The 23,821-nt window shown below is 52.8% G+C and carries 28 protein-coding genes and 1 pseudogene; 2 read left to right on the forward strand and 27 right to left on the reverse strand.

Features of this window, described 5'->3' with window-relative positions:
* Positions 1 to 2: 2 nt before the first annotated feature.
* Positions 3 to 677, forward strand: coding sequence for an HD domain-containing protein (locus U8T64_RS08845; protein WP_322182929.1), 675 nt, complete (start codon positions 3 to 5; stop codon positions 675 to 677).
* A gap of 143 nt (positions 678 to 820) precedes the next feature.
* Here the strand turns inward: U8T64_RS08845 and U8T64_RS08850 are convergent, their stop codons facing one another.
* From U8T64_RS08850 to U8T64_RS08860, 3 genes are all read right to left on the reverse strand, one after another.
* Positions 821 to 1,858, reverse strand: coding sequence for an IS30 family transposase (locus U8T64_RS08850; RefSeq protein WP_322182931.1), 1,038 nt, complete (start codon positions 1,856 to 1,858; stop codon positions 821 to 823).
* A gap of 59 nt (positions 1,859 to 1,917) precedes the next feature.
* Positions 1,918 to 2,184: a helix-turn-helix domain-containing protein gene (locus tag U8T64_RS08855; protein ID WP_322182933.1), complete on the reverse strand. Its 267-nt coding sequence runs from the start codon at positions 2,182 to 2,184 to the stop codon at positions 1,918 to 1,920.
* Between the two features lie 360 nt (positions 2,185 to 2,544).
* Positions 2,545 to 2,790, reverse strand: coding sequence for a helix-turn-helix domain-containing protein (locus U8T64_RS08860; RefSeq protein WP_322182935.1), 246 nt, complete (start codon positions 2,788 to 2,790; stop codon positions 2,545 to 2,547).
* 155 nt (positions 2,791 to 2,945) lie between these two features.
* Between U8T64_RS08860 and U8T64_RS08865 the strand changes: the two genes are divergently transcribed.
* Positions 2,946 to 3,530: a hypothetical protein gene (locus tag U8T64_RS08865; protein ID WP_322182937.1), complete on the forward strand. Its 585-nt coding sequence runs from the start codon at positions 2,946 to 2,948 to the stop codon at positions 3,528 to 3,530.
* A gap of 131 nt (positions 3,531 to 3,661) precedes the next feature.
* Here U8T64_RS08865 and U8T64_RS08870 read toward each other — a convergent pair whose 3' ends face one another.
* The 24 genes and pseudogenes from U8T64_RS08870 to U8T64_RS08985 form a co-directional block, all read right to left on the reverse strand.
* On the reverse strand, positions 3,662 to 3,994 hold the full coding sequence (locus U8T64_RS08870) for a phage holin (RefSeq protein WP_322182939.1): 333 nt from the start codon (positions 3,992 to 3,994) through the stop codon (positions 3,662 to 3,664).
* A 121-nt stretch (positions 3,995 to 4,115) separates the two neighbouring features.
* Positions 4,116 to 5,120, reverse strand: a complete 1,005-nt coding sequence (locus U8T64_RS08875; protein ID WP_322182941.1) for an SPOR domain-containing protein — start codon at positions 5,118 to 5,120, stop codon at positions 4,116 to 4,118.
* 37 nt (positions 5,121 to 5,157) lie between these two features.
* On the reverse strand, positions 5,158 to 5,466 hold the full coding sequence (locus U8T64_RS08880) for a hypothetical protein (RefSeq protein ID WP_322182943.1): 309 nt from the start codon (positions 5,464 to 5,466) through the stop codon (positions 5,158 to 5,160).
* Positions 5,467 to 5,472: 6 nt separating this feature from the next.
* On the reverse strand, positions 5,473 to 6,000 hold the full coding sequence (locus U8T64_RS08885; protein ID WP_322182945.1) for a hypothetical protein: 528 nt from the start codon (positions 5,998 to 6,000) through the stop codon (positions 5,473 to 5,475).
* Positions 5,997 to 7,736, reverse strand: a complete 1,740-nt coding sequence (locus U8T64_RS08890) for a DUF6273 domain-containing protein (RefSeq protein WP_322182946.1) — start codon at positions 7,734 to 7,736, stop codon at positions 5,997 to 5,999. Before U8T64_RS08890 ends, U8T64_RS08885 begins: the two co-directional genes overlap by 4 nt.
* A 20-nt stretch (positions 7,737 to 7,756) precedes the next feature.
* Positions 7,757 to 8,923, reverse strand: a complete 1,167-nt coding sequence (locus U8T64_RS08895) for a reverse transcriptase domain-containing protein (protein ID WP_322183051.1) — start codon at positions 8,921 to 8,923, stop codon at positions 7,757 to 7,759.
* 174 nt (positions 8,924 to 9,097) lie between these two features.
* Positions 9,098 to 9,190 (reverse strand): annotated as a pseudogene (locus U8T64_RS08900) (DUF6273 domain-containing protein); the annotation flags it as partial.
* A gap of 31 nt (positions 9,191 to 9,221) precedes the next feature.
* Positions 9,222 to 9,686, reverse strand: coding sequence for a four helix bundle protein (locus U8T64_RS08905; protein ID WP_322182948.1), 465 nt, complete (start codon positions 9,684 to 9,686; stop codon positions 9,222 to 9,224).
* A gap of 165 nt (positions 9,687 to 9,851) precedes the next feature.
* Positions 9,852 to 10,742, reverse strand: a complete 891-nt coding sequence (locus tag U8T64_RS08910) for a hypothetical protein (RefSeq protein ID WP_322182950.1) — start codon at positions 10,740 to 10,742, stop codon at positions 9,852 to 9,854.
* 15 nt (positions 10,743 to 10,757) lie between these two features.
* Entirely contained in the window at positions 10,758 to 11,879 is a 1,122-nt protein-coding gene (locus U8T64_RS08915; RefSeq protein WP_322182952.1) for a siphovirus ReqiPepy6 Gp37-like family protein, read from the reverse strand.
* Position 11,880: 1 nt separating this feature from the next.
* Positions 11,881 to 12,768: a phage tail family protein gene (locus U8T64_RS08920; RefSeq protein WP_322182954.1), complete on the reverse strand. Its 888-nt coding sequence runs from the start codon at positions 12,766 to 12,768 to the stop codon at positions 11,881 to 11,883.
* Complete coding sequence (locus U8T64_RS08925; RefSeq protein ID WP_322182956.1) at positions 12,765 to 15,800, reverse strand: phage tail protein; 3,036 nt, start codon at positions 15,798 to 15,800, stop codon at positions 12,765 to 12,767. The genes U8T64_RS08920 and U8T64_RS08925 overlap by 4 nt, the downstream gene beginning before the upstream one ends.
* 182 nt (positions 15,801 to 15,982) lie before the next feature.
* Positions 15,983 to 16,348, reverse strand: coding sequence for a hypothetical protein (locus U8T64_RS08930; RefSeq protein WP_322182958.1), 366 nt, complete (start codon positions 16,346 to 16,348; stop codon positions 15,983 to 15,985).
* A gap of 98 nt (positions 16,349 to 16,446) precedes the next feature.
* Positions 16,447 to 17,007: a major tail protein gene (locus U8T64_RS08935; RefSeq protein WP_322182960.1), complete on the reverse strand. Its 561-nt coding sequence runs from the start codon at positions 17,005 to 17,007 to the stop codon at positions 16,447 to 16,449.
* A gap of 4 nt (positions 17,008 to 17,011) precedes the next feature.
* Complete coding sequence (locus tag U8T64_RS08940; protein ID WP_322182962.1) at positions 17,012 to 17,341, reverse strand: hypothetical protein; 330 nt, start codon at positions 17,339 to 17,341, stop codon at positions 17,012 to 17,014.
* Positions 17,331 to 17,744, reverse strand: a complete 414-nt coding sequence (locus U8T64_RS08945) for an HK97-gp10 family putative phage morphogenesis protein (protein ID WP_322182964.1) — start codon at positions 17,742 to 17,744, stop codon at positions 17,331 to 17,333. The genes U8T64_RS08940 and U8T64_RS08945 overlap by 11 nt, the downstream gene beginning before the upstream one ends.
* On the reverse strand, positions 17,737 to 18,102 hold the full coding sequence (locus tag U8T64_RS08950; protein WP_322182966.1) for a hypothetical protein: 366 nt from the start codon (positions 18,100 to 18,102) through the stop codon (positions 17,737 to 17,739). The genes U8T64_RS08945 and U8T64_RS08950 overlap by 8 nt, the downstream gene beginning before the upstream one ends.
* On the reverse strand, positions 18,099 to 18,398 hold the full coding sequence (locus tag U8T64_RS08955) for a phage head-tail connector protein (RefSeq protein WP_322182968.1): 300 nt from the start codon (positions 18,396 to 18,398) through the stop codon (positions 18,099 to 18,101). Before U8T64_RS08955 ends, U8T64_RS08950 begins: the two co-directional genes overlap by 4 nt.
* Positions 18,399 to 18,414: 16 nt before the next feature.
* Positions 18,415 to 19,590 carry a phage major capsid protein gene (locus tag U8T64_RS08960; protein WP_322182970.1) on the reverse strand — a complete coding sequence of 392 codons (1,176 nt, stop codon included), beginning with the start codon at positions 19,588 to 19,590 and terminating at the stop codon, positions 18,415 to 18,417.
* 4 nt (positions 19,591 to 19,594) lie between these two features.
* Positions 19,595 to 20,200, reverse strand: a complete 606-nt coding sequence (locus U8T64_RS08965) for an HK97 family phage prohead protease (protein ID WP_322182972.1) — start codon at positions 20,198 to 20,200, stop codon at positions 19,595 to 19,597.
* Positions 20,118 to 21,353, reverse strand: coding sequence for a phage portal protein (locus tag U8T64_RS08970; RefSeq protein WP_322182973.1), 1,236 nt, complete (start codon positions 21,351 to 21,353; stop codon positions 20,118 to 20,120). The genes U8T64_RS08965 and U8T64_RS08970 overlap by 83 nt, the downstream gene beginning before the upstream one ends.
* A gap of 5 nt (positions 21,354 to 21,358) precedes the next feature.
* Positions 21,359 to 22,930 carry a terminase large subunit gene (locus U8T64_RS08975; protein ID WP_367575412.1) on the reverse strand — a complete coding sequence of 524 codons (1,572 nt, stop codon included), beginning with the start codon at positions 22,928 to 22,930 and terminating at the stop codon, positions 21,359 to 21,361.
* A gap of 83 nt (positions 22,931 to 23,013) precedes the next feature.
* On the reverse strand, positions 23,014 to 23,367 hold the full coding sequence (locus tag U8T64_RS08980) for a hypothetical protein (RefSeq protein ID WP_322182977.1): 354 nt from the start codon (positions 23,365 to 23,367) through the stop codon (positions 23,014 to 23,016).
* A gap of 76 nt (positions 23,368 to 23,443) precedes the next feature.
* Positions 23,444 to 23,791, reverse strand: a complete 348-nt coding sequence (locus U8T64_RS08985; protein ID WP_322182979.1) for an HNH endonuclease signature motif containing protein — start codon at positions 23,789 to 23,791, stop codon at positions 23,444 to 23,446.
* Positions 23,792 to 23,821: the final 30 nt, after the last annotated feature.

Consider the following 23,821-nt stretch of genomic DNA (forward strand, 5'->3'; position numbering starts at 1 on the left):
CCATGGCGGAATATTCGCACATTACCCCGGAGGACATTTTTTCCAATCAGGAGGTTCGCTGCTACATTGAGCAGGGAAACAACTGCCTGGAGGCCATCGGCTTTACAGAGCATGGCCTGGCCCATGCCAAGCGCAGCAGCAATTATGCCAGAGACATTCTTTCCGCTCTCCAGTATCCGGCGCGCACCTGTGAGCTGGCGGCAATTGCGGGCTATCTTCACGATATCGGCAACACCGTAAACCGGGCGGATCACGCCCACAGCGGCGCCTTGATGGCCTTTACCCTATTGAATAAACTTTCCATGCCGCCAGAGGAAATCGCCCTGGTCTGCTCCGCCATTGGGCACCACGATGAAAAGACCGCCTATCCGGTCAACCCTGTGGCGGCGGCGCTGATCCTTTCAGATAAAAGCGATGTGCGGCGCACCAGAGTGCGCAAAAACGCTGTTTTGACCGCCGATATTCACGACCGCGTCAATTACGCCGTGGAGCATACCAGTCTGAAGATCGACCCGGAAAAGAAGGTCTGTCTATTTAATATTACGATCGCCACAGAGATATGCCCTGTGATGGAGTACTTTGAGATCTTTCTGGACCGCATGGTGCTCTGCCGCAAAGCCGCCCAGACTCTGGGACTGCAATTTGAACTGGTGATCAATAACACAAGGCTTTTGTAGCACTGTTCCTGCGTTTTACGGTTCTTCCCCGCTGATTTAAAACCGCCCCAGCTGAAAAATTCCCGGCCAAGGAGGTTTTTCACTGCCGCTGAAAAAGTCAAGAGTAAATGCAGAAAAAATCAGAAAAATTTTTTGAAGGTAAGTCAAGCCGCTTCCGCAAGGTATTTTTCAAACAGCGCACCAGACGTTTCAAAGCCCAAAATTTCGCGGGGATAGTTATTGATCCACGCTTCAACCCGTTCGACGTACTCAACGGATACTTGCCGGAAGTCCGTTCCTTTTGGAAGGAAGCGCCGGATCATTTTGTTTATATTTTCGTTCGTGCCGCGTTCGTATGCGCTATACGGATGGCAATAATAAACCGTCGTGCGCTGCCGCTTGCCCCTGCCGAAGATTGATTTTTCTATTCCGGCGCAATCGGCAAATTCTGAACCGTTGTCCACGGTAATGCTTTTGAATACCTGCGGGAAGCGCCGCCCGTACTTCCGTTCAAGCCTGTTCAACGCCTTTACGACGCTGGCGGCGGTCTTGTCCGGCATTTTGATTATAATTTCCTGCCGCGTCAACCGCTCCGAAAGCACAAGCAAGGCTTCCTTCGTTTTCTTCTTTCCTTCGACGCAATCCATTTCCCAATGTCCGAAGGTTTCCCGATCGTTTATTTCCTGCGGGCGGTTCTCTATGCTTTCGCCCTTCGGCGCGCGGGCGGGCTTCGATTTCACCTTGTCATACTTCCGCTTGCGCTTGCCCTTCTGCGGAAGGTTTGCCCGCTCCAGCCGAAGGAAAACGCCCTTGTCGATATAATTGTAAATCGTCTTTTCGCTGATCTCTGTTCGGAAGGTCAGCCCCAGCCGCTTGATTTCTCCCACGACGGCGGCGGGGGAATAGCCTTCGTCGGCGATCTTCTTTTCGATGAACGCCGCCAATTCGTGATCGTCGCCGATTTTTAGGTCGCCGCCTTTCGCTTTCAACTGTTCGTCGTATTTCTGCTGGGCAATCTCCGGCGAATACCTCTTTTCGGTGGTTAAGTCGGAATTCAAGTGCATATATTCGCCCCGCTTCAATTCCCTGTAAATGGTCGTGTTGCACACGTGCAGCCGATCGGCGATCTGCAAGGGCTTCAAGCCCTGTTTCAGCGCCTTTTCTATTTTTAGGCGGTCTGTCCACGTCAAGTGTTTATGCATTGTCGTTCCTCCTATACCAAAAAGAAAAAGGGCGGCATATCCTGCCGCCCTCCGTGAAATCAATGTTTATTTTCGTATGCGTCTAACTGTTCGATTGTATCCGGATCGGTTATAATGTCCCGCAATGAACAGCCCAGCGCGTTACATAGTTTAAGCATTGTTGCCAGTTTCGCGCCGTTCAGATCGCGCCCGCCGCGTTCGTAGTCTTGCAGAATGCGGACGGAAATTCCCGCCGCGTTTGCAAGCTGTGATTGTGACATTCCCGCCGCTTTTCGTGCCGCTTGTAGCTTTTCGTTCCTGTACGCCACTTTTACGCTGATTTCCATTTGCGCCCGCCCCCTTGACAAATTCTTGTTTTATCGGTTATAATAAAGACAACGGGTGGGGAAACCCGCCGTCTAACTGTTAGGATTGCTTGTTCTTCTTGTTCGGCTTAATGCTGATTGTGATACGCTCCACCGTTTCACTCTCTAAAGCCTTTTTGAGAAGTTCAAGCAATTCTTTTATTTGCTCTTCGGTCATTCTTGCACCCCCTTTCCGGTGGTGTGTTCTCCTTTCTTCGTTTACTCGGCTTCCCCTTGCCTGTGATTATATTATACTGCATTTGCCGTATAATGTCAAGCCCTTTTCGAGAAAAAACCGGAAAAAATCAAAAAAATTTGCGGCGGGACAACCCCGCCGCTTTTTCATTCCTCCATATCCAAAAGCCAAAGCACCGAAACGCCCAGCACCTTCGCAAACACTTTCAATTCAAAGTCAGAAACGAAGCGCGTTCCGATCTCAATTCTTGAAATGCTGTCCCGCTCCATGTTCACGCCCGCAATTTGCAGCTTCGCGGCTAAATCCTCTTGCCGCATACGCTGGACAACGCGCGCTTGCCGTATGCGGTCGCCGGAAATGTTCTTCTTCCCGTCATAATCGTATATCTTCACTTTGCCGCCGCCCCCTTTCATGCGGAAGATTTCTGAACGGTGTGTTAATATTCCGCTTTATTCTTGATTTTACCCCGCCGATCGGCTATAATTGTGTTAAAGGTCAGAACGGCGCTTGCGCGTTAAATTTTTCTGCCTTGAAAGGACGGTACAAAATGAAAAAGCCCGTTATTGTAATGTGGAGCGTCGCGGCGCTGTTCCTTGTTTCTGCTTTCCCGATGTTTGCCGAAGGGAACGTCGGCGCGGGTGTGTCCGGTATTGTGATCGCTGCCGCTCTTGCCGCCTTCGGTTTCGTCAAAAACAAGAAGGCGAAGGACAGCGCGCCCGCCGCTTCGACGGAAAAGCACGTTGAAGCCCCCGCCGTTCGCGGCGCTTCTGTAAAGAGTACGCCAGCAGTCGAACCGGAACTTCCGTTTGAATTCCTCAAAATGAACATTGCGGGCGTTACATTTAAGGACGGGCGGAAAAGCCGACAAACAATCCTGCGCCGCCTGTACTGGAAGGACGCGCCCTTCGATCACGACGAAGCGGAAGTAACCCTTGTTCGCGAAGAATGGGAAGGGAAGCCCGCTTTTGCCGTTATGCTCAACGGCGAAAAAGCCGGATACGTCCCCGCCGAACATACGCAATTCATTGCGGACAATTACGAACGCTGCGACGGTGTAACGCATATCGAAGCACATTGCGGAAAAGAAGATATTTACGGCGCGGAAATAACAATTCGCTTTCGGAAAAACTGAACCAAACAAAAAAATCCCCCGCAAGGCGCGAAGCCCTGCGGGGGATTTCTCATATCAGCGGGTGGAATGCCCGCCGCCGTCAAGCTGCCTTGCTGAAAGAGGAAAAGCGCAAGGCGGCGCGATCGGTGTTGTCAGTCTGCTTCCGGCGTGGTCGTGTCAAGAATGCCGATGTACGACGGAAGATTGAAAACGGCGGCTTCGATCAGCTTGTCCAAGCTGTCCGCGTCGATCTTGAAGCCCTTGTTTGCCAAAAACTCAATAACAAAGCGCTTCTTCTCTTCGCCCCTGCCGCTTCCGGTGTAAATCTGTTCGGCGGCTTCGACGGCGGCTTCCGCCCACAATTTGATTTTCTCAAACTGCGCGACGGAAGTTTTGCTTTTGATCCACGGGATCACAAAAGCCGAAATGACGGCGGCAATCAGCGCCGCCAGCGCTTCAATAATGGTGGTAATGTCAAAAGTCATGTTGAAAACCTCGCTTTCCTGTTCTGTGTTTGTTTGTGTACCCTCTTTCAATCGCACGGATATTCACACGGAAGGCGCGACGGATCGCGCGCGTGTGATTATGCGTGTAATCAGCGTGTTATTATGCAAGCGTCAGATCGTCCACGTTCACCGCCGCCACGACGATGTTTCCGAAGGTAATAACGGCGCGCTTGCCGCTGATTTCCTTTACAACGTGTACGCGGTCGTACACGTAGGAAGCAAGGCTTCCGCCCGTGTAGGTGGGCGCGCCCTGCTTCAAGCGGACGCGGCTTCCCTCTGTGATCTTCGCCGCTGCGGGCGCGCTGGGCTTTGCTGCCGTCCCGCTCGAAGCCGTGATAAATGCGTCGGAATATCCCGCGGCTGATAGCTTCTTTTGTATTGCTTCGGCGTTCGCCTTGACGCTGAACGCGCCCACTTGCACCTTGTAAAGCGTCCCTTCCTTCGTGACGAAGGTATCGAAGCCCGCCGCTTTGACTTTCTTTTCAAGCGCCGCCGCGTTCGCCTTCTTTGAGAATGCGCCGATCTGCACCTTGTAAAGCGTTCCGGTTGGCGCTGTATCCGGCTTCGGCGGCTCTGCTGCGCCCAGCCGCCTGTTTACCTCTGCCGCGATCTCCCCGTGGCGGTTATACAGGTAATCGCCGGGGCAAGATTTGTTCGCGTAGTCCCTGTGAACGGTCATGTTGCAACCGTTTTTGTGGTTCACGCGGTCGCTTTTGTTTTCGCTCCATACCAGCTTTTTGATCCCGTTCCGCTTGCAAATATCGGTCACAAGATCAAGAAGCACGGCGTATGCCTTTTCATTGACGGAGTAAGGGTGTTTTGTGTCGCTGGCAACTTCGATCGTGATTGCCCTGTTATCGTTCGCGGCGTTTGAACTGCACCACGAACGATCCTTTTCTTCGACGTACATTCCGATCCGCCCGTCGTTCCCGATCCCGTAATTGCTGGACGCTTCCCGCGAAGTCGGCGCGAAGATGTTTCCCAGCGTTTCGACGGAACATTGCCCGACGACGCAATGAATTGTAATTGTGTCGATCGCGTGATTTCGCGGGCTTGATTTATTCGGCGAAATCTTTGTGTATGAAACAAGATTGCTATTGCTCATTTTGAAAACCTCCCTTGAAATGCGAAGCGGGAACGGCTCATTCGTGCCGCTCCCGCTCCTGTACCTCTTCGATCCGGTCAATTCGTTTGTGTGCCTGTTTCGCGCTTTCCTCCACGGCGGTCAGACGGGAAACGAATTCCGTATTCGTCTTTCGCTGCTCCCGCTGTTCGGCTTTAATATCGTCGATCCCGCCCTTGATATAGCCGATTTCCGTTAAAACGGTCGCGTCCGCCTTCGCGTCGCCTTCCTTATCCTTGTCCCTGTTCCGGACGAAAGCAAGATACCCGAACACGATGGCGCAAACGGCGGATACAATCGAAAGCACGGTCATAAATGTTTCGTTCATGCGGTTTTACCTCCCTTCGACTTTTTCCCATTGCCACAAAGTTGGCGTGTCGGGCGGATATACGCAATCGGGCATATCTGCTTTTGCAAGATACACGCCGCCTTTGTAACTGTAATACAAGCCTGAAGCGACGTTTACGACGATCCCCGTCGTTTCCGGATAGGGGATCGGATCGTCAATCGTGCCGGAAGCTGCAAGCTCCACCAGCCTGTAATAAGCGAAGGTCGTTTCGACGGGATACGCTGCCGCGTTCGATGTATGCGGCGCGACAACCTCGAAATAACGGTCGCCGTACTTGAAGATTTCGCCGATCGTGTTGTATGCGTGATTGTCCTTGAAGCTGTCGTATTCGATAAGCTCCGCCGATTGAAGGATCATGCCGTCGTCAATGATCTTCGTTCCTGCTGCGCGATCCTGCACGATCTGCGCCTTGAAGGACAAAGCAAGAAGGGCGGCGGATTTTTCTTCCGCTGTCCTTAATTGCTGAACGTCCCTTTTCATCTGTGTATTGCCGTTCTTTCCTGTGATAATCATTCAAACGAACCCCCAATCCCCGATACCCAGCACGAAGTCAGCGCGTCGCCGCGCTGCACGGTTACGCGGATATTCAAGCCGCATTGTGCCGAAGTATTCGTTTTATTTGTGAACACGTGCGCCACGCCCTGTATAACGGCGTTCGTGCAATCCTCCCAAACGGGCGTAACGTCAAAAGGATTGTTGCAAACCTCGACTTTGAATTCGCCGCCAGCGGGGATTTCCCTGTTTACGCTCACGTTGCAGCGCGTCGGCTGCGTGTCCGCCTGTAACGGTTCGGAAAGCACGATCACAAAGCCGGAAATCGACTTCGTGAACGTCAGTGTCCGCGTGGCGCTGTTTCCGGCGCTGTCTGCTGCCGTGATTGTCAGCGTATGCGCCCCGTTTGAAAGCGCCGTGAAGTCGTTTCCTGTAACTGCTGCCCCCTGCGTCGCGCCCAGCGTGACGTTGTTCTTCGTCGCGATCGTTTTGTTGTCCACCTTTTCAACGACGTTCACAACGTCATTATCCGGATCGGTGACGCTGTAAGAATGCGTGAAGCCCGCGCGCTTCGTCCCAAGATTTGCATTGCTGCCGGAAATCGCGGGCGGCTGATTGTGAATTACGGCAATATCGCCGCTGGTGGTGTACGCGGAATAATTGCCGTAGCTGTCTTTCGCGCGGACGCGGTATTTTAACGTATTCCACGTTTTCGGTACTGCTTCCGTGAAGCTCCGCGACGCGGACGTTTGAACCGCTGTCCATGATCCGCCGTTGTAGGAACGCTCGAAAATGTACGTCAGCGCGTCGCCGTCCGGATCGGTCGCCGCCGCGCAAGAAATGTTGATGTTCTGCCCGCTGAACGCCGTTGCGGGCGCGGTAATGCTGGGCGGCGCTGTGGGCGCGGCATTGTAGATTATTGTATAATTTCCCGCGCTGTTCGTGGTATCAGATACCAAGATAGAAGATTTGAGATTACAAAGCGGGCGAACGCCGATGTTCCCGCTGTTGGCGTAGTTGTAGTACAACGCGCCGGACGTGTTGACAATGCGGACGAGGCAGGCGTTCGACGAATTAGGCGTTCTAAGCCACCAATACCAGCCCTTCGATGTTGCGAAGCTGCTGTTTGTGTAGCCGTCCGCATTGCTCACACATTCCGCCGTAGGATAGGCGACGCGGGAAGCGTCATTGCTGAACAGCGCCAGCCGCGAACCTTCGGCGATACTGTTTTCGTTTGCAAGCCCCACTTCGGTGGTGGACGCAAGAAACATTTTCGCGTTGAAGGTTTCGTAACTGCCGCCGTCCGTCGATGATTTAACGACGGTCAGCGTTGTGGTTAAAAGCTCCGCAACGAACTTCGGATCAAGCATAGCAAGGAAGCCAGCCCACGACGTGTATGGATTATAGGAAACGTGCGTCGATTTTGTCGTCGGCGCTTGATCGGCGCTGTGCTTCGCGCTGTACCACTTTCCCGCTGCCGCATTGCTGTTCAGCCATTGCAAGATGTTTGAATAAATGTGCCTGTTATTGCCGTAATTCTTCCGGTTACTGTCGCTGTTGCTCGGCTCTTTCGCGTCCGAAGCCATTAGCTGAATGATCTTTTCAGCGATCAGCGTTACCGATCCGGAAGGGTAGCCGCTGTGGTTCTTGTCGGCAACCTTGAAAACGATCTTCGCCCCGAACCGCGATTGATACGCGGACAGAACCGGAACTTCGATCTTGTCGCCCACCGACAAGCTGCTTAATGCTTTTGACATTTCTTTTCCTCCTTCGGTTTTTAGAGATTTTCAAAACTGCCGAATACGTCGCAATACTCCGATATGTACCCGCAAAAATAGCTTTCGTGGTAGTACGGGCATTCCCTGCACGGTATTTCGCCGCAAGGCAAGATCGGCGGCGCTGCGTCGCCTTTTTCCTCGATCCCGAACAGGCTTTTATAATACTGGTCTGTTCTCCGGATCAAGTGATAGCAATTCCCCTTTGAAGCGTGTCCCCTCCAGCTTTGATAGGATTGTTCGATCGTCTGCTGGTCGATCTTTCCCGCCGCTTTCAGTCCGGCAAACTTCTTCAACTTCCGCTTCATGTTATTTTTGCTGCGGCGGCGCACTTTCCGGATCACTTTTCCCGTGTCCGTCAAGTACGTGTGAAAGCCAAGAAAATCAATGCCGTTCTTCAATGGGTAGATGTTCGTTTTCGCATTCAGCGAAAGCCCGCGCGCTGCGACGAACGCTTCAATTTCCTTCCGGCAATGCCGCAAGTATTCTTTATCCTCATGGATCAAGAAGAAGTCGTCCATATAGCGCCCGTAATACTTGATACCCAGCTTTTCTTTGACGAAATGATCCAGCCCGTCAAGGTAGAGAAGGGCGAAAAGCTGTGAAGTCTGATTTCCGATCGGTATTCCGACGTTTCCTTCCGTGCTGTCGATGATAAGATCGACAAGCCACAAAACGTCCGGATCGGTTATCTTCTCGCGGATTAAGGTTTTCAAAACGTCGTGCCGGATCGAATAGAAGTATTTTGATATATCGCCCTTCAAAATCCAGCCGTCAACACCGTTCTTCCGGTAAAACCTCCGCAAGAACTCTTGAAGCCGCCCCAGCCCGTCGTGCGTACCTTTCCCCACCTGTGAAGCGTAATTGTCGCGTATGAACGATCGCGTCAAGATCGGTTCAAGCACATTGTCGCAAAGCGCGTGTTGAACCACTTTATCCTTGTAGCTGTTCGACATAACGACGCGCTTCTTCGGCTCGTAAACCTCGAACGTGTTGTACGGGGACATGGTATAGCGTTTTGTTCGTAGCTGATAGCTTAATAGGTTCAGCGCTTCAAGAAGGTTTACTTCAAACTTTGCCGCCGCTCCCTTCCACCTCTTGCCCTGCCGCGCCTTTCGGTAGGCATTGTACAGGCTTTCAAAACTGTATATCTTTTCAAACTCTGTCATAATAAAAATATCCTCGCTGTTTCGTAACCTTTGCCAGCCGCTTTCGCGGTATGCTCCGGTATCGGCGATCCTGTATTTGTCCCCGCCGTGGATAGCGGCGACGGGATACACCTTCCTTTGATGATGGTATTCTGCTTTCGCCTTTCGGCTACTCGATCGCGTTATCCATCGAAGCGGGCGAACGCCGTTGTTCCCGTTGTAAGCGTTGTTGTTGTTCAACGTGCCGTCCGTGTTGACGTTGCGGACGTTGTAGGCGTTCGACGAATTAGGCGTAACAAGATGTACCCCGAAACGGTTTTCAAGCCCTCGTTTTGTCCCGCTTCTTCCACGCGGTCGTCATGTACTTCACGTCAAGAACAAATTTGCTCCAATATTCGCAACTGTTCATTGATATAAAGCCCATTTCCTGCGAAAGCTCTATGAAAAATAGAAGCTCCTTGCAATAGGTCAGCGCCTTTGCTTGCAGCTTCTGCCGCTCTCTGAATTCCTGCGCGTCGCGAAGGTCTAATTCGTTCGCTTCGATCACGCATTCGTAAATTTGAACCGCTTTATCCTGTATCCTGTTTACAAGCGTGAAGCGGTATTTCTTCGGGAAGCGTTCTGTCGAATTCGTTATCGTGAAAGTGTGCTTTACAAGGTCTTTCGCCTTCACAATCACATTGAATTCGGACGGCTCTTTGCGTTCCCGCTCCGGTCTTTGCATAAATGCACCGTCCTTTCCGCATTTCCGCGATCGCGTCGGTATCAGCGGCGCACCCTTCAAAATCGAAGCCCGCGTCGGTAATAGTCAGCGTCGCCGCGTTGCCTGTTACCGTTGTTCCCGTGATCGTTACCCGCTCCGCGCCGCATTCTTCGCACGGCGGGGAAAGCTCCGCAAAGATATTCCCGATAATGCACGACAATTCCGCCGCCGTGCAAGCGTACCGCGTCAACATTCGATCCGCTGTAACGCGGCGTTCCATACGCCCGTCGCCGTGATACCGTCAAGATCGGCAAACAGGATCAAAAACGGATTTTCGGTAATATCGTTGAAAAGCACGGCTTCGAGTAAGTCCACGCGCGCGTCAAGCGCGTTCGTGATGTTTGTTAGGTTCGTGACGGCGTTTTCGTCAAGCACGGCTTGCAGTCCGTCAAACCACGTGTTGAAGTCTGCTTCCGCCTGTGTTTCAAAATCCGCCATGTGCTGCTCGAATGCGTCGTACTGTACGTTTCCTTGCAGCTTCAAGGAAGCCATATACGACGCAAGGGAATTGTACTGTTCTTCGGAAAGGCTTTCATACTCCGCGAACCACGCTTGAAGCTGCGCGTTGAAAGCTGCCGTGTCGATCTGATCCACGACGGCGGCGACAACCCCGCAAAGCGAAGTATTCAGCCGCTGATCCGTGATCCTGCTTTGCGTGATTGCGGTAACGCCCGCCGCCACAAATACGTCCGCCAGCACAAGCTCGAAAATGTCCGCGTCCCGCTGCACCGCTGGCGCGGACGGGGAAGCGCTGAACCCCGAAGATTTAACTTTCGTCGTGATTGTCCGGTTTGTCAAATTCCATTGAACGACAATACGATCAATCCGGTTCAACTGCCCGTCCGCCGTCGCAAGCTGTACGGTAAGATCGCCCGTGTTCTGATAGAAATAACCGTTGATCCACGCTTTGCCCGCTCGGACAGTTACGTTCATACCGCTTCCGGCTACAACTTGAAGCCCCGTCGAAGGGACGGGGAAAATTCCGTTCCCGATGAACGAAGCGAAGTATTCCGCCCAATCTTCCGCTTTGTACGTCCGATCGTGCGAAACGCTATTGAAAAAACTTGATTTTTCCATGCTGTGAAGCCCCCTTTACTTTGTGATCTGCCGAATTTGCGTCAATAGCGCGGGCAAACTCTCGCCGAAGGTAATATCTATTTCTTCGCCGCTGGTTTCGTAGGTTTCCGCGATTTCCGTTATCCGAACGTCAATGCGAACCCCCCAGCGCTTATTGATACAGGTAACACGATCCCCCAAGTCGTAATCAACGCCGTATTGAAGATTTGCGTTCGTGTTGATCTTTGAGCCGAACGCCAGCGTTTCGGCGTATTGTTCAAGCTCCGACGCGCCGCGCGCCGAAAGAAGCGCCAAATACTGCGCGTCGGTCAGCGTGATTTTCACTTTGCTTTCGTTTTCGTATTCCTGCACAATGTCGGTGGCGTTTATGAATACCTCTTCACGCTCCAGCCCTGCTGCTGCGCCGCCGACTTCCACAACCTTTCGCGCAATGCCTTCTTTTTCCTCTCCGCCGACGTAAGCCGTCGTTTTAAGGTTTTCAACGCTGTTCGTGTATTCCTGTTCCACGATGTTGTCGAATTCCTGCGAAAAGATACAAGGCGCGTTTCCTGCGGCGTTGTCCGCCGTAAGGTCGCGCCCCTTGTAAACTGAAAACGTATGCTTGCCCGTGCGCGGATCGGTAACGACGCGCATTCCCAGCTTTGCCGCCTTCGCCGCCGTTTCTGCTGCAAGCTGCGCGTTGATGAACGCTTCGGAAGTATAGTCGATCTGCCCGCTTCCTGTGTCCGCGTCGTTTGTGGCAATGCTGAAATTCGGTATATTCCGGCTGCTGCCCGCCGCTGTGCAAGTCTGCCGCACGATCGCATACAAAATGTTTTGCGTCGTGTCCTTCGTGATGATCTGATTTGTCAAAATGCGCTTTCCGATCCACGAAAGAAGGAATTTGCCTTGAACCTCGATTTCCTCCAGCCCCTGCGAATTCTTCGTAATGTGAATATACTTGATTTCTGCCGCTTCCTTGCCGCCGCGCTTGATGATGATATTGTTCTTCACAAGTAAGGCGGCGTGTTCTTCGGTGAAGGGGACAAGCAATTTGAATTCGCCGCAACTCCAATAGCGCCGCGTCCAGATCAGCGAAGATATTTTTTCGACGATCCCTTGAAGCGTCATTGTCCGATTATAGACGTATAATTCCATGCTACACCCCCAAATACAAGTTATTGTGATAGATGGATACTTCGAGATTTTCCGCGTTCGTATCCGCCGAATACCGGAAGAGATTGTCGCCCACGGCGATCTGCAAGTATGAACTGTCAACGTCGAGATAACGGAAAGCGTCTGTCGTTACGCCGCCGCGTTTCAGCTTCACCGCTTTTTCACCGTATCCGGTGGAAACGGTTAAAACGTCGCCCGCTACAAGCGAAATGTTCAGCTTTATAAATTCCTGCGTGTCAACATTCAGAAGAACCGGATTTTTCACCACGCCCAGCGCGCGGAACTCGATCCGGATACCGCTTTTCACGTCGCCGGAATTGAACACGTTTACGATCAGCGACGGCTGGCGATAGCCGATTTCCCAGCCTTCCGCAAGCTCTAACCCGTCCGGAACGGGGAATTCAAAGCCGCCGATCCACGTTGCTATATCCTCGCGCGTTTCCGCTTCTTCCCGCCAAAATGGATTAAGGCAAGACAGATTGACGGCGAATTGCTCGAAAATCGGCTTCCGCGTGAAGATCGGCGCGTCGTTTATTTTGCACCCGATAACCCGTTTAAGGTCGCCGAACTCATACGTCAACGTCGCTTCGTACTGCGGATTTAGTATCCTGTTCATATTCCGGCGCAAGGTCTGCGCCGCTTGTTTGTCCCGCTCTTTGATATGCCCCACGATGTCAATATCGCGGGCTTCGATCCGATAGCCCAAGTAAGTGTCGCCGTCCTGCCCCATGCTGTTTGTACTGTAAATCGCGTTCCGCACGTCGGAAAGCCCTTTTACGTCCTTGAAGTTTACGTGATATAAAGAAGCGGGGGAAAACTCGACGCTTTCCCCGCGCTCGTTCGTATAGGTCAATTTTTCGTGAATTCTCATGCCATAACCTCCCGCGCGATCTGCCTAAACTGCCGCGCCGCTTCCCGCTGCTGCTTTGCGTAGCTCGTTTCGTTCGCATAGATGTTTTGTACCACCTCGACGGTCGGCGCTGCCCTGCGGTCGGTTCTCTGTCCCGCTCCGGTGTCCCGCTCCGGAACGGCGTTCGCGGTTTCGCGGCGGATCGTGCTTTCGACGTTCCGCATTTCTGCGGCGAAGCCCTCACCCAGCCCCATTGCCATGAATTCGCCGATCCCCGCAAAAACCTTCGACGGGGAATTGATCTGCATTTCGGATTGAACCGCCGCCACAATGCTTCTCATCATAGAACGGACGCGGCTTTCAAGCCAGCCGGACATATTTTGAAAGCCCGTCCAGATACCGCGCACCATATCTTCGCCCGCTGCTGTGAAGTCGGATATAAAAGAACGAAGCGCCGTAATAACAGGCTGCACGATCTGCGATACTTTGCCCGTGATCTGCGGAATGCCCTTCACCATGCCTTCGGCGATCTTCTTGTCGAAGTTTTCGCCTTCGGATATAAATTTTTGATGTTGCGCCGTAAATGCCGTAATGATACTTTGCACGATCTGCGGGATTTTTGAAGTAATCTGCGGGATCGCCGCAATCATTCCGGACGCGATATTCTTGTCGAAGTCCTGTCCGGCTTGATTTAGCTTTTGCGCCTGTGCGGTCAGCCCCGTTATAACCCGCTCGACAATGGCGTTCACCGCGCCGGAAAGCCCTTCAATATTCGCGATAATGCCGTCGTTTACCGAACGCACCGCTTCGGCTGCGGTAAGCTGTCCCGCTCCGCCCATTGCGGCGGTCATATCCGACGAAACGCCGTCCATGCTCTCACCGAAGCCCACGCCCACTCCTTCGCCCATGTTCGTGCCGATTTCGGCGAAAACCGTTGACGGGGAATGTATGCCGAAAAAGCCCTTGATACCGTCAACAAGGGAAGAAGCCCAGCCCGTTACCTTGTCCCAAAGCCACGAAGCCGCGCTTGAAATGCCTTCCCACAATCCGTGAAGCAGATTTGCGCCCGCGTTGATAAGCTCACCGCCCAGCGACGCGAAGGCTTGCACGATACCGGAAACAATCTGCGGAACTGCCTTCACGATTTCAATAATGATCGTCGGCAAATTCTCGATCAGCGCCACGAATAGCTGAACGCCCGCCATGATAATTTGGTCGATGTTCCCGATCAGCGCGTTTACAATCCCGCTGATTATCTGCGGGATCGCCTGTACGATCGTAACGATAATTTCCGGCAAAGCCTGTATCAGCGCGACAAGAAGATCAATGCCCGCTTGAATGATAAGCGGTATATTCTCCATAAGCGCCGTTACGATCCCGTTTATGATTTGCGGGATTGCTTCGACGATCGCCGTTATGATTTCCGGAAGTGCTGCGACAAGGGAAACAAGCAGATCAATTCCGGCTTGAATGATTTGCGGGATCGCGGAAAGCAAACCGTCGATCAGGCTGGTTATTAGCTGCGGAAGCGCTGCGACAAGAACGGGGATCGCGTTTATTACGCCCTGCGCCAGCCCTGTGATAAGCTGCAACGCCGCGTCGATCAGCATGGGGATATTGTCTATCAGCGTTTGAACGATCTGCAAGACAACTTCCACAATCGTCGGAATAAGCGTCGGCAAGGATTGCCCCAGCCCCGTCGCAAGCCCCACGATCAACTGCGCCGCGCCTTCAATCAGCATGGGAAGAAGCGTCGCAATCCCGTTTACAAGCGTTTCGACGATCTGCACCGCCGCCGAAGCGATCGTCGGCGCGTTCTGCACAATGCCTTCGATCAGCGAAGAAACAAGCGTTACGCCCATTTCGACGAACTCCGGCAACTTCTCGACGATCAGATTTACAACGTCCGCCAGCCCCTGCCCGATAACGTCGCCCATCTTCGATACGTCGCCGTTCGCTTCCTGTATGCCCTTCGAGAATTCCGCAAGGATCGGAACGCCCTTGCTTGCCAAATCGTCAAGGAAGGGAAGGGCGATCAAAGCCGCCGAATTCTTTAATCCGGTCATTCCTGCTTTAAGCTGCTGCAATTTATCGTTAAACGAACCCAGCGCGGAAACGGCTTCGTCGCTCATAACATAGCCCATCGCTTCGGCTTCGTTGCCCAAGTCTTTGAAGGCTTCCGAACCCGCGTCAATGATCGTGTTTAGCTCCGTCCCGCTCTTGCCTAAAAGCTGCATTGCCAGCGCGTCGCGCTCCGTTTCGTTCTCAACCTTCCCCAGCGCGTCGATCACTTCCCAATACACTTCTTGCCCGTTGCGAAGCTCCCCGTTTGTGTCCGTGATAGAGATACCCAGCTTTTCATAAGCCGCCGTGTAGGTTTTGTTCCCGTCGCGGGCTTTGCTCATAATCTGTGTATTCTTCTTCATTGTTCCGGTCAGCGTGTTCAAGTCGCCGTCAATGAAATTAAGGGCATAGGAATATTTTTGAAGATCGTCCGTTGCAATGTGCGTATTCGCCGATGTTGTCAAAATGTCGTCGGCGTAATTCGACGCGGAAACGGTCAGCCCCGCAAGGGCGGAAGCTGCACCCACCGCCGCCGTACCCAGCGCCGCAAGCGCCGTTCCGAAGGCTTTTCCGACTTTGCCCACAACATTGCCGACGCTCTCCCAATCGACTTTCGATTGTTTAAGCTCTTTCGACGTGCTGTTGATCTGCTGTTCGGTTTTCGCCATTTCCGCCTTCGTGTTGTTTAGGTTCGTTTGCATTTTCTGATACGCCGGATCGGTGGGATCAATGCCCGCTTCCCGCATTTTGCGAAGGGCGGCTTCCGCCGCTTCTGCCTTCTTCGCCTGTTCCGCAAGCTGCTTTTGCAAAACCTCTTGTTTTCGCGTCAGCGCTTCCGAACTGCTGGCGTTGTTTGCAAACTCTGCCGTCGCCAGCTTCATTTCTGAATTGATTTCGCGAAGGGAAGTATTTATGCTGCTGCAAGCTGCGCGATATTCTTTTTCGCCTGTCAAGTCGATTGACGTTTTGATCTGCTCTTCTTTAGCCATTTACAACCCTCCCAACACGTCGTCAATATCAACTTCTTTCGGATCGGGCTTGAACCGATCCGGATTGAATTCACGGTGAATTCTGAAAATCGTTAAAATTTTGTACGGTGTCATTCGCCATACTTCGGCTTCGCTCCACCGTAAAAGCGTTACGCCGATATAAAGAAGGCGGGCAAGGTCGATTAAACCCCGCCCGCCTGTGTGTTTTTTCCCTCTTCGGTGTCCTCTTCGTCGTCGCCGTCCTCTTCATCGTCGCGGGCGGGCGGCTCTTCCGTTCCGTTGTTGCCCATCGAAAACGCCTTGAAGATCGCGTCCTTCACTTCGGCGAAATTGCCTGTATGGATCATCTTGCCCACCTGTTTTTCGGTAAGCTCCGGTTCGCCCTCTTCCGCGCCCTCGTTCAAAAGCACGGTCAGAAGCCAGCGAAGATTTTTAATGCTGTCCCGTCCGGAAAGCACTTCGTCAAGGCGATCAAAGCCGTCGAATTTGTCTTGCATTTCGTCGATCGCGTTCAAGCTGAAAAGAAGGTGTCTTTCCTTGTCCAGCATAATTGGGAAACGCCCGTCTTTAATTGCGCTCATAAAGTAATAAGGCGGGAAGCCCCGTTCTGCTTCCCGCCTTTGCCCCCTTTCTGTATTCCGTTTTGTTATGCCGCGTTCGTGTTCGGTTCACGTACTGCCGTAAACCAAGCCTTTGCAACGTCGTTCGACGGCTCGGAAACGTGTTCCGCCTTCCACAAGCCGTCGTCGCGCTTGACGAACTGCCCGACGATTTCCGGCGTGGAAAATTCGATCCCGTCGCCCTTCGTGTTGTAGGTTTCGTCCGGAACGGAAAATTTGACTTTGTAAAGCCAAATGTATTTATACGTTCCGCCCGCCTTCCTTGCGCGGAAGCCGATTGCGAAGTACGGCGCTTCGTCGTCGCCGGAAGCGTAAACCACGTTGTCGCTGTCCTGCGTCTGCCCCAAAAGCGCCGCAAGGTCAGCCGGAAGCAGATCGTTCACGCCCAGCTTGATTTCTCCCTTCACGAATTCTTTAACAACTTCGTCCGCGCCGTCGTCGGCGTAAAGGATCGCTTCGGCGGCTTCCACGGTAAGCTCCGCCGAAATCGCCTTCGCCATCTTGACGGGCGTTCCGTAGGTTTCTTTGCCGTCGCTTCCGGTCGTAATGGGCGCGCGGTAAAGATCGCGCAATCCGATTGTTGCCATATTCTCATACCTCCATAAATTTGATTTCCACGGGAATGTGATAATATCCCGTGTCCCGCTCGAATACTTCCGCGCCGATCTGCACCCCGTAGAAGCCCGCTGCTTTCAGCGCCTTTTTTAAGGCTTTGACAAGCGGGAAGTAATCTTTCTTTGAAAAAATGTGTACTTGATACGTGTATTCCGTCGCGCCCTCTTCATCGTCTGCGAAGAAGTCGTCGCGTTCTGCGGCAAGCTGATATGTGATATAGGAAGCCACCCTTCCGCCGTATTTCAAGCGTTCGACGGGAACGCCCAGCCCCTTTAATGTGCTGTGAAGCAAGCTGTCAACGTCCATTTTGTTTTTCCTCCCATACGCGGCGCATTTCTTCCGTTGCCTTGTCCGCCGCTTTCGCATTCGCTGCCGTGAACCACGGGCGCGCGGGCATATTAGAACGCCCGTAATTCAGCACAAAGCCCTTTTCGGCGTTGCGTACTCCGTGCCGATCCGTTCCGGTAGGCGCGATCTCAACGAATTTTCCGCCGTCCCGCTCCTTTACTGCCGATACCTTGATCGACGCGGTAAGCGCGCCCGTGCCGCGCCCCGTGCTGTTTAGCTTTGCTGTTTCCTCTTGAAACGCGCTTTTGATAACCTCGCCGCCCGCTTTCAGCATTTCCGGCACGGCTTCCATCGTCGCCTTGTCCCTGCGAAGCATTGCTTCCTGTACGTCGTCAAGCCCCGCCACGGTGAATTTAGCCATCGCCGCCGCCTTCTTCCGCTCCGCTGCTGCCCTCCGCTTCCGGAAGGTCAACCAGCGTTAATTCCGTAAACTCCCCGTTCGGCGGCGTGTACGTCCGCAAGACGCGATACCGTTTCCCGCTCGAAACGGGATATTCCACGATCTGCTGTCCGGCGTACTCGAAAGAATACACGTCGAATTTTAATTCCGTCGTATATCCTGCTTGCTGCGCCTTGTAGAACTCCGAAAAGCCCACGGATTTTTTGTCGGCGAAAACCGTTGTCGCGGTTTCTTCGCGGTCAGCGGGGAAGCCGTGTTCATTCGTGCGCGGCGAAGGATCGGCAAGCGCGATCAAGGTTATTTGTTCGCACCACCTCATTTTCCGCCCTCGCTTTCGATGTGATCGCCGGACAAAGACAACGCGCATTTCAAATAGTCGTATGCTTTGCGGTAGCGTTCCGCGTCATTGTTCCAGCCGAATTCCGCCTTTGCATAAAGCACGATCGCGCGTTCAAGAAGAGGATCGCCCAGCTTTTCGCTGGGCGATCTCTCTACTTCCGGAACGCTGATACCGACAAGGCGAAGATCGGCGATCGCGGCGTTTATCAAGTCGGTTACTTCTTCATCGAAGGCGCTTCCGCTGATACGCAACGCCAGCTTTACCTTGTCAAGCATTGTTCGATCCCTCCCGTTATGCGGTCGCCTTTACCAGTTTCACGATAGCTTCGCCGATTGCGGGGACGCAATCAAAGATCGCGATACCGCTGTATTTGTAGCTGTTCGTGTCGATGTCATAGGCGGATTTTACTCCGATGTTCTCGGCAAGGTTCGCGCAAACCTTCTTGTAATCGCCCAAGAAGGCTTCGTGATCCGCGACGTAATCGGACAGAAGCACCGGATACCCGTAAACGAAGTATGCGTTGTTCTGCACGGTTACAATGTGGTTCTTGCTGTTGTCCTGCAACGGCATAAAGTCCGTAAACAAGGTTTTCTTGCTCATAACGAACTTGCCGTTCCGGTCATATCCGGAAGGAAGCAGCCCGATCAGCGCTTGCACATTCGCGGCGGTAAGGCTTCCCGCTTTTGTCACGGTAACGCTGTTCGTCGCGCCCCACGTGTTCGCCTTGTCAATGCCTGTCGGCTGGGAACTGCCCGTTCCGTTGATAAGTAAATCTTCGACTTTGCGGGCGATCGCTTCCGCCAGCATATCGACGATCCAGCTTTCAAACGCCGCAATGCTCATTGTCATAACGGTGTCGGAAATCTGAACCAGCTTGATGATCTCATAGCCGGAAAGCTGAACGGTGGTCAGCGTGTCGGCGGCGGGCGTGATAGCCGCGTTTTCTGTGTGGATCGCGGCGGCGTTGTTCGCGCCCTCGACGGCAAACTTCACCGCGCCTTTGACGTGAAGAAGGGTAACTTCGTTCAGCATGGGCGCAAGTGTCTTTACCTTGCTGATAATCTCGTTCGCGGTCTGCGTGGGGATAATCTCCGCGCCCGTGCCGCTGGCGTTCGCATACGCGCGCGCTTCCATGAAGGCGCGGTTCTCCGCTTCGGTCAGCGGAAGGCGGCGAAGCTGCTTCAACCACGCGGAACGGTATTCCGGCGTACCGAAGGGATCGTCCGGCTTCTCTTCCTGCTGCCCTCTCTGCTCGAAGGAACGGGAAACAACGCCCGCGCCCTTCGCGATATTGTCCAGAATGCCGTTGCGCTTCTCGGCGGCGGCAATCAGTCCGGCGCGCTCTTCGGTAAGCTGCGTGGTTTCCTGCTCCAGCGCGTCGATCTCGGCGGCGGTCATTTCCGCGCCGCGTGTTTCGATCTCCTGCTTGATAGCCGCAAGGCGGGCTTCGATTTCTTTAATTCTCATTGTGTTAAACCTCCATCATAAGTTTGATTTTTAGGATTTGTTTCCGGCGCTCCAGCCGCTCCTGCTGCTCCCGCTCGATCACTCCGTCGAAGTAGGAACGCGCCGAAATATCGGTATCGGCGTTTGCCGGAATGGATACCGCCGAAACGTCGTAAACCTTCGCAACCTTTAGGATCGTCCGCGTCCGCGTGTCCCTATCGTAGCTATCTTCCGTCACGCGGAACGCCCACGACATTTTCGTTACAAGCTCGTTTTTGATTTCCTCGAACATATCCTGCGCGGCGCGGGATTTTGACAAGTCCGCAAACACGAAAAGCCCGCTTTCGGTCACTTCCACGCCCAGCGTCTTGTTGGAAAGGCGGGCAAGCACCTTCCCCGCGTGATCGTACTGCATAATCACGTCGGACATATCCGCGCCCACAAGCGCGTTTCTGTCGATCCGCTCGAAGTATTTTTGCCCGTCGTACTCATAAAGCAAATACGGCTTGTCGAACGTCGTGGCGTAGCCTTCCACGTAAAAGTCCGTGTCAATCCGTTTTTCTTTCGTCCCCTGCGGGATCAGTAGCGGCTGGATCATCGTTCGGTATTCCCGATCCTTCACCATCGGCATTTGGTACAACCTCCTTTCCCAATTCTGAAACTTCCGTGTACTCTTTGCGAATATAATACTTGTCGCCGCCTTCAACGTGCGCCATGTTCCAAATATCCATAACGCCGTTTCGGTTTAACAAGCCACGGTCAAAAAGCTGTGTACTGATATTTAGCTTCGTCGCGTTTGAAGCGTATTGAAGCCTGTTCGCGGTAAACGTGATCGCATTCCCGAAGGACAATTCCCGATCGCTGAACGTCATGTTCGACAATACAAGGGAAAGCTGGATCGCGAACGGCTCGATCTTGCCTTCATAGTAAGCGTTCCATTCGTCCTCCGTATATCGGTTTTGCAGAATGCCCGCGTTCGTCCCGAAGTAGTTAAAAACATTTTCGTTGATCTGCGCCATCTGCGCCGCGTTCACGGTGAACGGCTTGCTTTCGATCGGCTTCACGTCCGCGAACTTCGCGTCATAAATCACCATGCCGGATTGATTGTCCGCCGAAAGGTTATCCGCCGTAAAGCGCTTTCGTTCTTTCGTTATATCCTCCGGCTTTAACATATTCGCGACTTTCGCAAGGAAGCGAACCGAAGCCGAATTCTTCACGCCGTTTATAATCCCTTGATTTTGCGTGTGGATTAGCTGCATGGTCGGACGAAGCGCGGCATTGCTCTCGCCGAAAAAGTCGTCCTTGTACTGAAAGTTTGTCATTACGCCGACGCGCTCGAATTCGATTGCCGCCTTCTGCCCGCTTGCGAAGGTGTAACGCAAAAACGGCGCGCCGCCAAACTCTACCACTTCGCACCGCTGCGGAAGAAGGGGATAATACCCGATCAATTCCCCGAAGTCGCCTTCGATCGGCACAATAAAGCAAGTGTTGTTTACCGAAAGGATCGTCGCGATCCGGTATATGAACTTCGATGTATCCATAAACGGATTTGGCTTGAATTGCAAAGTCCGTTCAAGGTTCTTTTTCGCTGCGCCGCTGATTTCCGGTTTCAGCTTTGACGCGAAGGAAGCGAAGGAATGGATCGCCGCCCGCGTAAGCTCCATTTCGTAAAGGCTTTCCGGCGCATTCGTGAAAACGGGCGTGTACCCGTTTAGCATTTTGAAGTATCCTTCCGCCTTTAGGTCGGCTTTCGGTCTTTTGAAGATCGTTTCAAATACTCCCATTGTTATCACCCCGCATTTTGTAGCATTTCGCCTATTTCGTTATAATATTTCTGTCGCACGGTCAGCGCGTCGATCACGGAAACGAAGCCGTCGATCCGCGCCCGCTGCTCGATCTTTACCGGACGGAATTTCCGTGTTTCCATGTTGTGCTTTAAGGCGACGTTCAAGAAATGCGCCTTCAACAAATTGTTGTCGGCGATCTTGAAGTTTCCGTCTTTGATAATCCCTTCAAACTCGCGGATCACGGGCGCAAGGTTTTCACCCTGCCACACGTCGTCCGTTTGGAAGCCCGCCGCTTTCAAGTCGTCGATCAGATATTGCGCGCTATAACGGTCGTATCCGATCTTCAAGATATAAATTCCGTACTTGTCGCGAAGCTCCGTGAACCACTCGAAAACGTCCCGATAATCGACGTGGTTTTCGCCGGACAGCTTCAAGATACCTTGCTTCGCGAATATGTCATACGGTACGCCGTCGATCGCTTGCGCGGTTTCAAGCCTGTTCGCTGGCATAAAGAATTTTGCGAAAGCGTACAAAACGCCGTCCCGCTCGATCACGATTGAAGCCGCTGTCAAGTCCGTTGTTTGCGAAAGGTCTATTCCTCCCACCGCGTAGCTGTCTTTGAATTCCTCCAGCTTCGCGTGAATTCCTGCGCCGTCCACGACGCTATAATCAAGCCAAGCGATTGAAGAATTCTGCTTGATGTTGCAATACTTCGTCAGAAATTCCGCCCGCTTTGAAAGGCTCATTTCTGCGACGGCGATTTCTTCTTTGAAGAATTCCGGCGATACCGAAACGCCCATGTTCGGATTTGCCTTTTTAAGCTCTTCAAGGTCGTTCCATTTCTCCACGTCGTCGATCATGTAGAGAAGGGGAAGAAGGCGGCGTTCCTTGCTGCCGCCCTTCAAAAACGCCGTTGAACGCTTCATCAATTCATCGAAGATACCGTCGTTTTCATAGCCCGCCGTGCTGATAGAAAGGATCATCGGCTGGCGGCGCGCGCCCAGCGCGGATTTCATAACTTCATACTGTTTCAATCCGCCGTCGCCGCGCCACGACGCGACTTCATCGTTTACGACTAAATGCGGATTGAAGCCGTCTGATTTCTTCGCGTTAAACGCCAGCGGCTTTATTGCCGTGTTGCTCTCTTCGACGTAAATATCGGAACGGCGCTTTTGCGATAGCTCGGAAAGCTCCGGTTCTTTTTTTATCATCTGAAAGAAATTGTCGTACACGATGTTTGCTTGTTCCAGCTTCGGCGCAAGGCAATATATTTTCGCGCCGTATTCGCCATCAAGATATGCCATGTACGCAATCACGGCGGACGCAAAAAGCGTTTTGCCGTTCTTTCGCCCGATCACAATAAAGACTTCGCGAAAGACGCGCGTTCCGTCCGGCTCGACGATCCCGAACATGATTGAAACGGCGGCTTTCTGCCATAGCTCCAGCTTCAAAAGGTCTGTGCGCCCCTCGCAATGGTGGCAAAAGTTTTCGATAAACCGGATCGCTTTGTTTGCCTTCTTCGCGTCGAAGGTGAAAAGCCCGTCTTGAAGCCCCTGCACGATGTATTCATACAAAAGCCGAACCCACTTGCCGACAACAATTTTCCCCGAAGAAATCCCGTCGAAATATTCGTAAATGTAGTTTGAAAACGGCATTTTTATTCGTCCCTTAATGCCTGTAATCGGCTTTCTTTCTTCTTTTCGGGCGGTACAAGATCGCAAAGCTGCTTGATAATGGCGGCGTGATTTTTCGTCATTGCGATATGCGTTTTCACCGCGTCGCTTTGCTTTGTCCCGCTCTGATTTGCCCCGTTTTGGTATTCGACGGTGTATCCCTCTTCGTTTATGATTTCCTGCAACTCTTCAAGGCTCACCGCCATAAACGCGGCGTTCCGGATAAGGCTTTCGACGGTCTGCAACTTGTTTTTGTCCAAGTCTTTGAAAACCCGCTTTAACCGCGTGATCTCCCGCTTGATTTTCTGTTCTTTCGTCAAGTCCTTCTTTGTCGCCATAAATATCGCCCCCTTTCCGGATCACTACACCCCCCACAATGCGTACACCCGTTATGCGCGCGCCTGCGGAGTAAATTTAACCTCCCGCCCTCGGTGTCGAACCCTCCCTAAACTTTCGGCGAATAGGGGGGGATACAAGGTTTCCTTCTTCGTCGAAAGCGTAACGCCGCCGATCGTTGTTCCGGTGGTGTTCCTTGTTGTGGCAATCTTGACAAAGCGCTTCGAGATTGTCCCACGAAAGCGCGATTGCCGGATCGTTTATGTTCTGCTTCGTCAAGTAGGTTTTGTGATGTGCGATCTTCGCGACAACCGGATCGGCGGGCGTTGAACAGCGTTCGCACAAGTAGCCCTTCGACTTCAAGAACCCGTCGCGGCAAGCCCGCCACGTTTCGCTGTTGTAAAACCGTTCTGCCCACGGCTTCATGCTGCGCCCCCTTTCCGCGCAAAAGAAAAA

The organism is Neglectibacter caecimuris (assembly GCF_034335015.1).
Taxonomy (GTDB): Bacteria; Bacillota; Clostridia; order Oscillospirales; family Acutalibacteraceae; genus Acutalibacter; species Acutalibacter caecimuris_A.

Coding starts and splice junctions, on each gene's coding strand:
- U8T64_RS08845 (WP_322182929.1), top strand. CDS start 3: ATGGCGGAATATTCGCACATTACCCCGGAGGACATTTTTTCCAATCAG.
- U8T64_RS08850 (WP_322182931.1), bottom strand. CDS start 1,858: ATGCATAAACACTTGACGTGGACAGACCGCCTAAAAATAGAAAAGGCG.
- U8T64_RS08855 (WP_322182933.1), bottom strand. CDS start 2,184: ATGGAAATCAGCGTAAAAGTGGCGTACAGGAACGAAAAGCTACAAGCG.
- U8T64_RS08865 (WP_322182937.1), top strand. CDS start 2,946: ATGAAAAAGCCCGTTATTGTAATGTGGAGCGTCGCGGCGCTGTTCCTT.
- U8T64_RS08870 (WP_322182939.1), bottom strand. CDS start 3,994: ATGACTTTTGACATTACCACCATTATTGAAGCGCTGGCGGCGCTGATT.
- U8T64_RS08875 (WP_322182941.1), bottom strand. CDS start 5,120: ATGAGCAATAGCAATCTTGTTTCATACACAAAGATTTCGCCGAATAAA.
- U8T64_RS08880 (WP_322182943.1), bottom strand. CDS start 5,466: ATGAACGAAACATTTATGACCGTGCTTTCGATTGTATCCGCCGTTTGC.
- U8T64_RS08885 (WP_322182945.1), bottom strand. CDS start 6,000: ATGATTATCACAGGAAAGAACGGCAATACACAGATGAAAAGGGACGTT.
- U8T64_RS08890 (WP_322182946.1), bottom strand. CDS start 7,736: ATGTCAAAAGCATTAAGCAGCTTGTCGGTGGGCGACAAGATCGAAGTT.
- U8T64_RS08895 (WP_322183051.1), bottom strand. CDS start 8,923: ATGACAGAGTTTGAAAAGATATACAGTTTTGAAAGCCTGTACAATGCC.
- U8T64_RS08910 (WP_322182950.1), bottom strand. CDS start 10,742: ATGGAAAAATCAAGTTTTTTCAATAGCGTTTCGCACGATCGGACGTAC.
- U8T64_RS08915 (WP_322182952.1), bottom strand. CDS start 11,879: ATGGAATTATACGTCTATAATCGGACAATGACGCTTCAAGGGATCGTC.
- U8T64_RS08920 (WP_322182954.1), bottom strand. CDS start 12,768: ATGAGAATTCACGAAAAATTGACCTATACGAACGAGCGCGGGGAAAGC.
- U8T64_RS08925 (WP_322182956.1), bottom strand. CDS start 15,800: ATGGCTAAAGAAGAGCAGATCAAAACGTCAATCGACTTGACAGGCGAA.
- U8T64_RS08930 (WP_322182958.1), bottom strand. CDS start 16,348: ATGCTGGACAAGGAAAGACACCTTCTTTTCAGCTTGAACGCGATCGAC.
- U8T64_RS08935 (WP_322182960.1), bottom strand. CDS start 17,007: ATGGCAACAATCGGATTGCGCGATCTTTACCGCGCGCCCATTACGACC.
- U8T64_RS08940 (WP_322182962.1), bottom strand. CDS start 17,341: ATGGACGTTGACAGCTTGCTTCACAGCACATTAAAGGGGCTGGGCGTT.
- U8T64_RS08945 (WP_322182964.1), bottom strand. CDS start 17,744: ATGGCTAAATTCACCGTGGCGGGGCTTGACGACGTACAGGAAGCAATG.
- U8T64_RS08950 (WP_322182966.1), bottom strand. CDS start 18,102: ATGAGGTGGTGCGAACAAATAACCTTGATCGCGCTTGCCGATCCTTCG.
- U8T64_RS08955 (WP_322182968.1), bottom strand. CDS start 18,398: ATGCTTGACAAGGTAAAGCTGGCGTTGCGTATCAGCGGAAGCGCCTTC.
- U8T64_RS08960 (WP_322182970.1), bottom strand. CDS start 19,590: ATGAGAATTAAAGAAATCGAAGCCCGCCTTGCGGCTATCAAGCAGGAG.
- U8T64_RS08965 (WP_322182972.1), bottom strand. CDS start 20,200: ATGCCGATGGTGAAGGATCGGGAATACCGAACGATGATCCAGCCGCTA.
- U8T64_RS08970 (WP_322182973.1), bottom strand. CDS start 21,353: ATGGGAGTATTTGAAACGATCTTCAAAAGACCGAAAGCCGACCTAAAG.
- U8T64_RS08980 (WP_322182977.1), bottom strand. CDS start 23,367: ATGGCGACAAAGAAGGACTTGACGAAAGAACAGAAAATCAAGCGGGAG.
- U8T64_RS08985 (WP_322182979.1), bottom strand. CDS start 23,791: ATGAAGCCGTGGGCAGAACGGTTTTACAACAGCGAAACGTGGCGGGCT.